Source organism: Aquirufa novilacunae (genome assembly GCF_045310505.1).
Lineage (GTDB): Bacteria > Bacteroidota > Bacteroidia > Cytophagales > Spirosomataceae > Aquirufa > Aquirufa novilacunae.
On sequence record NZ_JBEWZG010000002.1, the window covers coordinates 34072 to 47139 of the forward strand.

Here is a 13068-nt window from a genome sequence, read left to right on the forward strand (position 1 = left end):
TTAAAACCGGGGAGGCGCGATTAAAACGCGCTCCATTGCGAAATGGTAGTTGTTTTCGTAGAACTCGGTGCGACGGCGCGCGATAATCAAGGCAACCGCAACAGTAAAAAGGAAGGCAACAGTGGGTAATACAAAACCCATCGCGCCTGAGAAATCAAAAGAAGGTAAACTAGGATGACTGGTTGTTTTCGCGTGCTTTGAATCCGCTGAATAGTGCATCCACAAAAAATCGGCAAAACTGAAACCAGCCGGAGCTTGTTTCTTGTGATCTTGAAAATGCTTCACGAGTTCATTTGCCTTAATGGCCTGCTCCATACCAACCTTTGGCAACAAGCCGCCAGCGAACATGATCGCGAAAAGAACGTATGCAAGGACATTTTTCATCTCCCAAATGTAACAAAAATTCGAATTTTTCACCCATATTTATACTTTCATTTTAATTTAAGATGAAATGACGGCCTAAATCATGGATGAAATTAATCTTTTGTGGCATCAGCTCACTGATTCTGAAACCATTATCCGCTCTGGATTGATGGTGATTACCCTGATTGTTTTCGCCGAGAATGGCCTGTTCTTTGCTTTTTTCCTTCCAGGGGATTATTTGTTGTTTTTGACGGGGGTTTTTGGGGGTACAGGCGTGTTAAAAGAGCCATTATCCTCCCTTTTGATGAGTATTTTCCTAGCTGCGGTCATCGGTTCACTCGTCGGTTATTTAGTGGGGCGCTTTTTCGGAAAATCGCTTACAAATCGACCAGATGGCTTGTTCTTTAAGAAGAAACACCTGGAATCGACCCGGGAATTTTTCGATAAATATGGATTTATGGCGCTAGTTATTAGTCGTTTTTTACCCATCGTTCGCACCTTTACCCCCATTTTAGCGGGAATTAGCCACCTTTCGTGGTATAAATTCATTGTTTTGAACCTCGTAGGTGCCGCCTTGTGGGTGGGAATTTTAGTAACGGGAGGCTATTATTTAGGCCAAAGTTTTCCCGGCATCATCAACTACGTACAATACATCATCCTATTCTTCCTGGCGATTACCACCTTTACGGTGATTAAGGGGTATTTGAAATTGAGACAATGATCGAGCAATTTGGCTATGTGGCGGCGTATCTAGGGGCTGGAATACTATTTCTAGCTTTGATCTTAACGATTGCCCGAATCATCCGTCCGAATCGCCCGAATGTCGAGAAATTAAGCACCTACGAATCTGGTGAAGCACCAGTGGGGAATGCGAACATTCGTTTTAATCCCCGTTTTTATGTCATCGCCCTCCTATTCGTATTATTCGAAATCGAACTCGTTTTCTTATTCCCCACAGCGACTTTATTGAAGAATAAAGAACTCGCCGCTGCAGCGCCCGAATTTCCGGTATATGCGGTGGTAGAGATCTTATTGTTCGTTGGAATTTTAGCCTTAGGCCTGGCCTTCGCTTGGGTGAAGGGATATTTAAACTGGGAAAAACCAGCGAGTTCAGCAGAGAAATTGAACATTCCGATTCCAGATAGCGTTTACGATAACATTAGAAAGAAACATTCCACGCCTACAAATGTCCTATAAAACACATTCCTTTGCTTCTCTGAATGCTTTTTCAAAGCTACTGCTGGATTACCTAGCGGAGAAGCCGGCGTTACAAGGTTTTTATGGGAATGGGCCGCAATTATCAAAGTTCAAAGACCAAATTGTCGCGAAGAAATCATTCCCCGAGGCTTCACGGGCGATTCTTCAAACTGTATTGGAAGAACAATACGCCGCCATCGGCGCTGAGATGCCGTCTGTGGATTTGCGGGATGAAAATACCTTTACCGTTACCACAGGCCATCAATTGAACATCTACACGGGGCCTCTGTATGTGATTTATAAGATAGTTTCGACGATTAATCTGGCCCGAGCACTACAAAAAGCTTATCCGGATCAGCAATTTGTGCCGGTCTATTGGATGGCGACGGAGGACCACGATTTTGAGGAGATAAATCATTTCTTTGCTTTCGGGACGAAATACGAGTGGACTACTTCCCAAAAAGGCGCCGTAGGTCGCTTTCATCTCAGCGATTTCCCTCGCATTCCACTTAGAAATGCCATTTTTGATAAAGCCTATTCTGAAGGAAAAACCCTTTCTGAAGTGGTAAGAATCTATATGCACGCGCTTTTTGGCGCTGAAGGATTAGTTTGTCTCGATGCAGATGATGCCAGTTTGAAATCACTTTTCGCCCCTATCATGGAGGCAGATTTGAATCAGCAGGTGCACGAACCGATTGTACGGGCGACTACAGAGAAATTAGAGGCTTTAGGTTATAAAACGCAGGTGGCTGCGCGTGAGGTGAATCTTTTTCGTTTGACCGAGAACGATCGCATTCGTCTTGAAAAGGGCGATTCAGTGGAGATGGCAGACGCCAGCCCAAATGTCATTTTACGACCTTTGTACCAAGAAGTCATTTTGCCTAACCTTGCCTACATCGGCGGGCCGGCAGAAGTCGCTTATTGGTTGCAACTAAAAGGTATATTCGATTTACACAAGGTTCCGTTCCCGATTTTATTGCCGCGTAATTTTGCGATCGTCAAGACGCAGAAGCAGGCGGAAAGAGCGGAGAAATTAGGCTTGAGTCTAGCAGATTTATTTACGGATGAACTAACACTACGTCGCTCGTTTGTGGCGGGTCGTACGGTGCATCAATTGGATACTGCCTCAGAATTGAAAGCTTTGCAACCCATACTGGATACTCTTGCGGGAAGAGCGAAAGCCATTGATTCTACTTTAGAAGCGAGCGTTTTAGCCGAGAAGGCGCGCTGGACCAAAGGTCTAGAGCGATTAGCGAAGAAAATGAAGCGTGCGGAGGAACGAAACCAAGGGGATGAAGTGAGACAGGTTTTGGCCTTAAAAGAGGCGCTATTCCCTGCTGGCGAGTGGCAAGAACGCCACACGAACTTCTTGGAATTCGTAACTGATCATCCCGAATTTATCAGCGATTTACTACAGACATTCGATCCACTGAACTTCGAATTCTACGAAATAACCCTATAATGCCTGAAAAACTTAGTCCGTCAGACTTCCTCGAAGCCGCAAAAATATACCCGGTGCTCGATGTACGATCGCCTGGCGAATATACGCGTGCACGCATCCCCGGGGCCATTTCCTTTCCTATTTTTGATGATGCCCAACGCGCCGCGGTAGGGACTTGTTACAAGCAAAAGGGGAAAGACCAGGCGATTGAATTAGGTTTAGCCTATGTGGGGCCACAACTAGCGAAATGGGTGAAGAAGGCGAAAAAACTAGCCGTCGACAATACCGTTTTAGTGCATTGCTGGCGTGGCGGAATGCGTTCTGGCAGCATGTCTTGGCTTTTTGAGACCGCTGGATTGAAGGTAAAAATTTTAGTAGGAGGTTATAAGGCCTACAGAAACGAAGTCTTAGCCATTTTCGATCGACCGATTCCCTTCCGTGTTTTAGGCGGAAAGACGGGATCAGGAAAGACCGAAATCTTGCCTGAATTAGCCAAAAGAGGCCACCAAGTCTTGGATTTAGAAGGATTAGCGCATCACCGGGGATCGGCTTTTGGGCATTTAGGCCTGGCTGAGCAGCCTACGAGTGAGCATTTTGAGAATGAAGTACACCGCGTTTTGAGCGGTTTAGATTATAGCCGAGAGATCTGGGTGGAGGACGAAAGTCGCCACATCGGTCAAGTATTTATGGGTGCGCCATTGTACAATCAATTGCGTGCGGCACCGGTCGTATTTTTAGACATCGAGCCGGTCTATCGTTTGCCTCATTTAGTGAACGTGTATGCGTCTTATCCGAAGGAGGATTTGGCCAAAGCTTTGGGCAAAATAAAAAAACGCCTAGGCTTAGACCGCTACGCCACTGCGATGGAAGCGCTAGATGCTGGGGATTTCAGTTTAGTCGCCGAAATCACCCTCCATTACTACGACAAGGCCTATATGTACGGGCTCGAATTACGCGACGAGGCACAAATCACCCGCATCGAGGTCCACACGCTGGACCCGATCGAACAAACCGAAATACTGTTACAGCATGCTACCTAAGTCCTTTTTAGACAAACTATTAGCGCAACACCAGCAGACGCCCCCTTTCCCGGCGACATCTGATATCAAGAAGTTGTTCACGAAAATCGTTTTGACGCTTTTCCCTGAACAAACTCAGCGGCATTTTAGCCAGGCATCTGAATTGAAAGCCGTTTGGGAAAGCATCGAAAATGGGCTAGAAAGCTTGTTGTATTCGATGAAAGACCAACTTTCAGAAGAACCATCGGTCATCGCTCATCGCTTTTTAGAACGCATTCCAGCCATCTATGACCTGTTACAAACGGACGTAGAGGCGATGGTGGCGGGCGATCCGGCCGCGACGACTTCCTATGAGGTGATTCGCACCTATCCGGGTTTTTATGCGCTAGCCTTCTATCGCTTAGCCCATGGATTGCATCAGGAGAAGGTGCCTTTGATTCCTCGAATTTTAACAGAATATGCGCATTCCAAAACCGGAATCGACATCCACCCAGGCGCCAGCATCGGTCGCTATTTCTTCATGGACCACGGCACCGGAATCGTGATCGGAGAAACTACCGTCATCGGAGAACGGGTAAAAATCTACCAAGGAGTGACTTTAGGGGCCCTTTCGGTCGATAAATCGATGGCCTCCACAAAGCGCCATCCCACCATCGAAGACGGCGTCGTGATCTATTCCGGAGCCACCATTTTAGGCGGGGAAACGATAGTCGGAAAAGATTCCATCATAGGCGGAAACGTCTGGTTGACGCGCAGCGTGCCGGCGAATACGAAGATTTACCACCAAGAAAACGTCAAAGTCATTCAAGATTAATATGAGCCAGCTCTTAGAATTAGTGGGCAACACGCCCTTAGTTGAATTATCTCGCTTGAACCCGAATCCGAAGGTGAAGATCTTCGGCAAATTAGAGGGGAATAATCCAGGTGGATCCGTGAAAGACCGCGCCGCTAAAAACATGATTGAAGGCGCCATCGCCCGCGGCGAATTGAAAGCGGGCATGAAGCTCATCGAAGCCACATCCGGCAATACAGGCATCGCTTTAGCCATGATCGCGCGCTTGTATGACATCGAAATTGAATTAGCCATGCCCGCAAACTCTACGCGCGAACGCGTGCTGACGATGGAGGCTTTTGGCGCTACGGTTACCTTAACGGAAAGTATCGAGTCTGCCCGCGATTATGCGGTAGAAAAGGCCGCGAGCGGCGAATTCTTTATGCTGAATCAGTTCGAGAATCCGGATAATTATTTAGCCCACTACAAAACAACGGGCCCCGAAATCTACCGTGACACAAAAGGCCAGGTCACCCACTTCGTCAGTTCCATGGGAACGACCGGTACGATTATGGGCACCTCGATGTATTTAAAGGAGCAAAATCCTTCCATTCAAATCATCGGTTGCCAGCCCACTGACGGCTCGAAGATCCCCGGCATCCGCCGCTGGCCTATCGAATACCGTCCCAAAATCTACGATCCCTCCCGCGTAGACCGCGTCATGGACATTTCCGAAGCCGATGCGACCGCAATGACACAAGCACTCGCGAAAGTCGAAGGCGTCTTCGGCGGCATGAGCAGTGGCGGCGGCGTTTTAGCGAGCCTCCGCTTAGCGACTGAATTAGAGGAGGGTATCATTGTCTGCATCATTTGCGATCGCGGAGATCGTTATTTATCGAGCGGACTTTTTGGCGAATAATTCCCTACCTCGCGAGAATTCTTCGTTTTTTTTAGCCCAAGATTGGGATTAAATAAAATTATACTTATTTTTGCACTCCCGATTAACGTGGGCAATTGAGGTGGATTAGCTCAGTTGGTAGAGCATCGGATTGAAAATCCGTGTGTCCCCGGTTCGAGTCCGGGATCTACCACTTCAATGAAAACAAGAACCCTTTCTATTCATTTAGGAAGGGTTTTTTGTTGGGTTTTAGTTCGTAAGGCAGCATAATTCCACTACTCTTTCCACGGTTTTGATAAAAATCCAAACCAATAACAGGCACGAAATGATAAAAATCCAAACCAATGAGCTACATATCGGCTGATACCTCCAGCTTTATCCCATAATTAATGAAGCGTTTGTCATCTTCCTTTGACTTGCGAAAAACAGCCTCTTTAATGGCATAATTGATAGTAAATTTTATTATTTTTAAGTACTTCATCTAGAATCTTGACATAGTAAATGATGCCTAATCGAATTTACGTTATTCTAACATCTGTAGCACTCTTCATGCTATTAAATGCTTGTAGCAAATCGGAATTAGGCATTGATCCGTCGATGAATTCTACTATTGCCAGTGCTAATGCAACGCCTTGGTTAGGATTTGGATATAATCAGGATCCCTTAAATCGAAATAGTGAAGGCCATGACATTGGCACTTGGGATGATGAACGTTGGCGATTAACACGTGAAAGGGTAAACTATATTAGGCCTTCATTTGTGCGAATCGTTTTGTACCGCTTTTGGTTTAATCCCTCAGGAATAGTAGGCAATTATGACTGGAATTCCCCCCAAATGCAATCCCTTTATAAAGTTTTGGATTATTATAAAGAAAAGAACATACCTGTTATGACGGGACTTTGGCAATCTACTCTGGATTACAAAGATGATGTCCCCTTTTACATTACTGAAGGAGAGAATAGTTTCCCAAGTCTTCAAGTGGATATGTTTCGCCAACTTTATACCACAAAAGGCTATAGCAATATAGAATGGTATACCCCTACGAATGAGCCCAAAGGAATGGGAATGGATTTCCAAAAATGGTCTCTTATGATGAAAAATACCTATAAAGCTTTTTCAAATGCAAAATTACCTTTGAATCATTTCTGCGGCGCCGATTCTTGGGAAGAGTGGACCTCCTCTGCAGCCATTTATAATCGACCAGAATTAAGTGGATATGACCACCATTATTACCTCAATACAGGTATTAACCAGGTTATTTATGGGGATTTAGAGAAACAACTTAAAAGTGAAGTGAACACGATAAGAAGTATTGACAACTCGAATAAACCTGTCTTTTTAAGTGAAGTTGGATTTACTTCAACCGCAGAATTAGATTATTGGTTTGTTATTAATCCTATACCCATCCTAAATCCAACTACAACAAAATATGGCCTTTTAGCTTTGGACTATGGCATACAAGTAGCCCGTTCTGGGGAGTCCGGAGCCCTGGCCTGGTCACTAGATGGATATGATTACGGAAAAGATCCTGGCATGTGGAATATTGCTGGAAATAATGGCGGAATTAAACTCAGGCCTTGGTATTATTCTTGGTCATTACTTTGTCGCTATTTCCCTTCAGGAGGAACTATTTATCCGATCAATTTTAATTCCAATTTAGCGAGAGGGGTGGCCATAGAAAAGAAGGTGCTTGATCAATCTCATTGGACATTTGCATTGGTTAACTGGGGAGAGAAGGAAATTAAAACACACTTTTCGATACCTAATTTTCAGGGAGGTGATTTTGCCAAATTTCAATTAACAGAGGCCTTATCTGGAGATGGGACATCATTAAGCTTACCCAAAGAAACGATTAAAATAAAAGCTTTAAAAGAGGGCTTTACAATCACCATTCCTGCAAAAGGCGGAGTGATTATAACTTCAATGGAAGATGTACCGATAGATAAAAATTGAATTAAAATTTCATAAGATTCTTAAAAAACAAGACCCCACTAAAAGCGGGGTCTTGTAATTGACTCTCTGTTCTAATATCTTTATTACTTAACAGCGCGTTTAAAGACTTTATCAGGCGAAATGGATGACTTCCATCTTTCTTCTAAAATTTGAATAAACTTCCCATCCAGAGTATACAATACCACAATACTCGTAGAACTACTAGACCATTCCACGGTAACAACATCATCATGAACTGACGATGTAAATTCCCAAGTCTTTAATTGCCCTCTCAGCTCATTCATTGAGTATTGGCGTAAATCTCCTAACAAGGCTAATTTTGAAAATTTCATGACATTATTATTGCCTACAATTTCGTTGAATCACTATTTCTTGACTTGTTCCACCGCTTGAGCCACCTAAAAAAATGGATTGAACAATGGCAGAAGGACAAGCATTCTGAACGACCTCTTCTTGAGTAGATCCAGAGCCTACTCCACCATAAAAAATGGATTGAACTACTAACGGGGGGCAAACACTTTGAACAACTGATTCTTGGGTAGAACCTGAGCCTTCTCCACCATAAAAAATAGATTGTACAACTAACGGGGGACATATACTTTGAACAACTGCTTCTTGAGAAGAACCTTCGCCTAGTCCTCCGTAAAAAATAGATTGAACGGCAAAGGGTGGACAAACATTTTGAACCACCTCCTCTTCCGCAGAACCTAAACCTTTCCCACCTGAAAACATAGTTATGTTTATCACAGAAGAAGAGATAGCGCCACGCATAGCCGGCATATATACTTGCGCCTTCACACTGAAACTAAATAAGAAGATAACCCCTATTATAATTCTTAATCGAGTCATACTTGATTAATTAGAGCGAACACCTCTACCGCCCTGTGCATTACCTCTATTACCATCATTCCAGTTCATTAATTGTCGACCAGAGACCGTATTATTGTAATAACCAGCTCCACTTGCAGATCCTCCTCTTCGCATAAAATAGGTTTCATATGTGTCCCGATTATTATAATCAATAGGCCAACCTACGACATTTGCAAAACCATAAGAGTCTAAATTCCCATCACCATTCGTTGTTGTAAACGCTGAATAATCATAATTATATCCTCCTATTGCTCTTTCAAAAACATTGGCTGTCATATCCATTATCCCATAATAAGTGGCTCCAGCATGAATTCTGTCAGAAATAGGCGTTGCTGAAACTCCTACACGTGACACCATATTCATTCCAAAATTTTGAGGACCTAATGGCGCAATATTTAGGGTTTCGTTTTTTGTATTCCTATTTATTCTATTCCAATACCAATTAACGGAATAAGAATCAGTAGTTCCCCAGGCGAATTCATTTAATAAAGGGACAACTGGTCCTCTGCAGGCTTTTTCATATTCAAATTCAGTCATGGGTCTTAAAGCTGCCCAATCAAGAAAAGCTAAAAAATCCTTAACACGAATAGAAACTGGAAGTGCTAAGCCATCATCGTCCTGATTGTAGATATTATTTTCATTCGCGTCATTCCCATAAACGGCAGGGGTTAAATTAATAGTTGAGACACCAGGAGTCACCACTTCTATGCTATATCCTAACGTCTGGTTCATAATTGTGCCAATAGGCGAAGTAGGAGGAGTTGTATTAGGATCTTCTTGTAATCTAAGTTGTTGATTGTATGTCAAAGTATTTAAAAATGCGGTATACTGAGCAGTGGTTATTTCATATTTCATGCAGTAAAAAGAGTTGTATCCTAATGGGAAAGTGGCAGGTAAATCCCCCGTACTACCATAGCCATTTTTTTGATAAATAGTATTTGCACCTAAACCAGTACTTTGCATGGACGCTGTAATCCGAAGTGGATTATCCGAATTTCCGTCTGTAAAAGCGTTTAAATCTGGTCGTCCATCTCCCACATAAAATTCACCTTGAGGAACATTGACCATCTCCATGCCAAAAAGCCCAATGTTATCTGAATTTATATCAGAGGCTAAAGTTAAAGTAACTGTGGATTGAGTAATATTTCCAATCCCGTCAGCATTTCTTCTGATAAAAACACCCCTTTTGTCAGCAGGTAAATCTACTTGCAATTGAGATCCTGTAACTGTATGACCAGAGCTTGCTAAAACCTCGTGTAGCCATGGATTTTCATTGGGTTGATCACAAGCTTGTCTTTTGACAAAAACCCAAACAGCATCCCAATTCGAAGGTGCCGGAGTCACCCGCCAGCTATTATCCCATTGTACCGTAAAGCTGATGGTTCTTCCAGAAATCGTGGGTGTTCCAATTACCAGATTATTTGCCTGAACATGAAAGGCAAACAGGAGAGCAAAAACGAAGAATAAGTTCTTTTTCATTATCATATTTAATTTAGATTTTATTGCATATCACCAGCCGTAACTAAAATGTTGCCCCCTATATGGACTACTGTTAGTAAGGCGTAATTACCTGCAGTTGCGGTATAATTATTTCTATTTTTAACTGTTACTCCTGATCCACCTGCTATGGTGATTTTATTCGCATCAGCACTTTTTTGAAGGATCATACAGTTAAATCCAGTGGGTAAGGAAGAGCTAAATGTGATGGTGATAGCATTAGATGGATTACAAATAATTATTTTCCCTTTATATGCCTCTGCGTTTGTTGGGTCAATGGTAAAATTTTCTGTGATCTCATTTGAAACCGCGGCATTTGCGGTCAAAGAGCCTGATGTATTTACATTGGTAATATCACCATTCCCTAGTTGAATGGTATTGCTTGCGGAAACAATAGCTCCATTTCCAATCGCAGTTGCATTGAATAACCCATCAGATGCAACATCAGCCGAATATCCTAAAGCCGTGTTATTAAACCCAGTAGTATTCGAGTAAAGGGAACGATATCCACTTGCAGTATTATTGTAACCTGTTGAGTTTTGTTGTAATGATTGATAACCGGTAGCGCTGTTATTATAACCGGTTGAATTAGCAAAAATAGCTTGAGAACCTATTGCAATGTTATTGGACCCAGTCAAACTATTCCCAAGTGCTTGGGTTCCAATGGCAATGTTATTATCTGCAGATGTATTTCTGAAAAGTGAACTTGTCCCTAATGCGATATTATCAGAACCAGTGGTATTAGCAGTAAGTGCTGCTTGTCCAAATGCATTATTATTATTTCCGGTTGAGTTAGATGCCAAGACTTGGAAACCAAGTGCATGATTGTAACTTCCTGATGTATTAGCGGTAAGTACCTGAAATCCAAATGCACTATTGTATACTCCATCAGTATTTGCTGCTAGTGCTTCATAACCTATTGCTGTATTAACCCCATTATTTGTTCCAGCTCCTTTCCCCACATTAATAGCATTGACTTTAATATCCTGAGTGAATCGCGCGTCTCCTTCCACATCAAGCTGATAAGCCGGAGAATAATTTGCCCCTATCGCAACTCTACCTAAGTCATCCACAATTAATCTTGAACAACACCCCCCTTGCAACAAATTTAGGCCAGTTCCACTGCCGCCTAACGCCCAAATCGCCGCACCATTATTAAATTCAAGACTAGGAATTGACACTTGACTTAAAAATGATTTAACCCCATTAATAGACTGATTATTTGTTAAATCAACAAAATTTTGAAATGAGGAGCCCGTACCTCCACTTGATATTGGAACTATTCCTGCAAGTGAGGATGCGCTATTTATTGGGCTAACCCATGTAAGTGTTCCACTCCCATTTGTGGTTAATATTTGTCCATTTAATCCATCAGAATTAGGATAAGTAATATCCCCTGCAGTGATTGTTCCACTTGTTTTCACATTACTGATTGATGTATTTCCTAGTTGAATGGTATTGCTTGCCATGGCTATTGCATTAAAGCCAAAAGCAGAAGCGTTAGATAATCCATCTGAAGAGACATCCGCCCCATAACCAATAACTGTATTTTGATTACCCGTGATATTACTACCTAGCGTATTACCACCTACAGCCGTATTTGAACTACCTGAATTATTAAGAATTAACGAGTTGACACCGTATGCAGAATTTCCCTCTCCTGACAGGTTATTTAGCATACTTTCTTTACCGATTGCCGTATTATAGCTACCTATTGTATTTTTAATTAAAGCATAGTCTCCTACTCCAATATTTTCAAGACCGCTTGTATTAAATTTTAAAGCGGCATTTCCTATACCTATATTTTTTCGACCTGTTGTATTTGATAAAAGAGAGGTATATCCTATTGCCAAATTATTTGCTTGAGCACCCCCTCCCTTGCCTATATTAATATCGTTAACAACTATATCATTTCTAAATGATTTGACTCCAGAAATATTTTGCGATCCGGTAGTTAAAATACCTGCATTATTTTCATCTGCTGGAGTCAGTTTAAATATTTTATTTGAGATGGTTGCCCCGCTAGGGTTAGAACTAGAGCTAATAGAACCTACAGATAGAGCGGCATCAATTAATGCACCTTGAACAAAAGTGGTAGTGGCGAAGCTACTTAAATCCTGATCCCCTGTATTTACCCCTGATTGATTACCTAATTTTGTAATTTCAGCCGCATTGATCAGTCTTTCACCGGCAATTTTATCCACCTTTAAATCCAAGGCAGACTGTGTGGCTGTAGATACAGGTTTAGACGCATCCGTTGTGTTGTCTACATTTCCTAAACCCACCATCGATTTTGTAATACCTGAAACCGTCCCTGTAAATGAAGGAGAAGCCAACGGGGCCTTCAATGCCAATGCGGCATCCACAGCACTTGTAGTGGCAAAACTACTTAAATCCTGGTCACCCGTATTTACGCCTGACTGATTGCTTAACTTTGTAATTTCAGCCGCATTGATTAATCTTTCGCCAGCTACTTTATCTACCTTTAAATTCAATGCAGACTGAGCGGCAGTGGAAATAGGTTTATCGGCATCAGCCGTATTATCCACATTTCCTAAGCCTAAATTAGCTCTAGCTCCTATGGCAGTTGAGGCTCCTGTGCCACCCCCTGTTATTCCCAGAATTCCACTTAGTTTACCGGCAGTATCGGCATAAAGTGAATAAGGGGTATAAAGCAGTTTTTGATCAGAAACTTTAGTGTAGGATGCTCCTTGGTTAAAGCTGACGTATACTTGTAATGTTTTTTGATTCGAATCCCAAACCAAGGAGTTAAACGCCGTATTGGCGACAGAGCCAATTGTCAAATTGACTAGACCATACCCATCCGTGGTCGTCTGGTGGACTTCCTGGAACTGGGTTACAGAGCCAGATAGCAGGGCAAATTTCACCCAAACAGGCCCATTCACAAATGGCTGACCAGCAATGTCTTTCCCAGGAATTTCGATCGGATTAGGATCGAGAATAACGGCCTGATAGGATATGCCTTTTTGTGCATTGGCCCAAAGCGGCAAAAATGCAATCAAGGCTAATAATAGAAGTTTTTTCATTTGATTGTAAA

The 13068-nt window shown here is 42.6% G+C and carries 12 protein-coding genes and 1 tRNA gene; 8 read left to right on the forward strand and 5 right to left on the reverse strand.

What is annotated here, in order from left to right; translation table 11 throughout:
* Positions 1–384, reverse strand: coding sequence for a hypothetical protein (locus tag V7S74_RS05290; RefSeq protein ID WP_406777729.1), 384 nt, complete (start codon positions 382–384; stop codon positions 1–3).
* An 82-nt stretch (positions 385–466) separates the two neighbouring features.
* Here V7S74_RS05290 and V7S74_RS05295 point away from each other — a divergent pair, with 82 nt between their 5' ends.
* The 8 genes from V7S74_RS05295 to V7S74_RS05330 all read left to right on the forward strand — a co-directional run bounded on the left by V7S74_RS05295 (position 467) and on the right by V7S74_RS05330 (position 7643).
* A complete protein-coding gene (locus V7S74_RS05295; protein ID WP_406777730.1) occupies positions 467–1084 on the forward strand; it encodes a DedA family protein in 618 nt (205 codons plus the stop codon).
* Complete coding sequence (locus V7S74_RS05300) at positions 1081–1560, forward strand: NADH-quinone oxidoreductase subunit A (RefSeq protein ID WP_406777731.1); 480 nt, start codon at positions 1081–1083, stop codon at positions 1558–1560. The genes V7S74_RS05295 and V7S74_RS05300 overlap by 4 nt, the downstream gene beginning before the upstream one ends.
* Positions 1550–3022 carry a bacillithiol biosynthesis cysteine-adding enzyme BshC gene (locus V7S74_RS05305; RefSeq protein ID WP_406777732.1) on the forward strand — a complete coding sequence of 491 codons (1473 nt, stop codon included), beginning with the start codon at positions 1550–1552 and terminating at the stop codon, positions 3020–3022. The genes V7S74_RS05300 and V7S74_RS05305 overlap by 11 nt, the downstream gene beginning before the upstream one ends.
* On the forward strand, positions 3022–4041 hold the full coding sequence (gene mnmH / locus V7S74_RS05310; protein ID WP_406777733.1) for a tRNA 2-selenouridine(34) synthase MnmH: 1020 nt from the start codon (positions 3022–3024) through the stop codon (positions 4039–4041). Before V7S74_RS05305 ends, mnmH begins: the two co-directional genes overlap by 1 nt.
* Positions 4031–4834 (forward strand): serine O-acetyltransferase, encoded by an 804-nt coding sequence (locus V7S74_RS05315; RefSeq protein WP_406777734.1) that lies wholly within the window; start codon positions 4031–4033, stop codon positions 4832–4834. The genes mnmH and V7S74_RS05315 overlap by 11 nt, the downstream gene beginning before the upstream one ends.
* Position 4835: 1 nt before the next feature.
* Entirely contained in the window at positions 4836–5711 is an 876-nt protein-coding gene (gene cysM, locus V7S74_RS05320; RefSeq protein ID WP_406777735.1) for a cysteine synthase CysM, read from the forward strand.
* A gap of 99 nt (positions 5712–5810) precedes the next feature.
* Positions 5811–5883, forward strand: a tRNA-Phe gene (locus V7S74_RS05325).
* A gap of 404 nt (positions 5884–6287) precedes the next feature.
* Positions 6288–7643 (forward strand): cellulase family glycosylhydrolase, encoded by a 1356-nt coding sequence (locus V7S74_RS05330; protein WP_406777736.1) that lies wholly within the window; start codon positions 6288–6290, stop codon positions 7641–7643.
* Between the two features lie 83 nt (positions 7644–7726).
* On the opposite strand, the gene V7S74_RS05335 is transcribed toward V7S74_RS05330, so the two are convergent.
* Genes V7S74_RS05335 through V7S74_RS05350 form a run of 4 tightly spaced genes read right to left on the reverse strand, consistent with a single transcriptional unit; the run spans position 7727 to position 13057 of the window.
* Complete coding sequence (locus tag V7S74_RS05335) at positions 7727–7975, reverse strand: hypothetical protein (RefSeq protein WP_406777737.1); 249 nt, start codon at positions 7973–7975, stop codon at positions 7727–7729.
* Between the two features lie 7 nt (positions 7976–7982).
* The gene (locus V7S74_RS05340) at positions 7983–8492 is read right to left on the reverse strand and encodes a hypothetical protein (protein WP_406777738.1); all 510 of its coding nucleotides are present in this window, start codon (positions 8490–8492) and stop codon (positions 7983–7985) included.
* Between the two features lie 6 nt (positions 8493–8498).
* Complete coding sequence (locus V7S74_RS05345; protein WP_406777739.1) at positions 8499–9992, reverse strand: SUMF1/EgtB/PvdO family nonheme iron enzyme; 1494 nt, start codon at positions 9990–9992, stop codon at positions 8499–8501.
* Between the two features lie 20 nt (positions 9993–10012).
* Positions 10013–13057 carry a beta strand repeat-containing protein gene (locus V7S74_RS05350; RefSeq protein ID WP_406777740.1) on the reverse strand — a complete coding sequence of 1015 codons (3045 nt, stop codon included), beginning with the start codon at positions 13055–13057 and terminating at the stop codon, positions 10013–10015.
* Between the last annotated feature and the right edge of the window lie 11 nt (positions 13058–13068).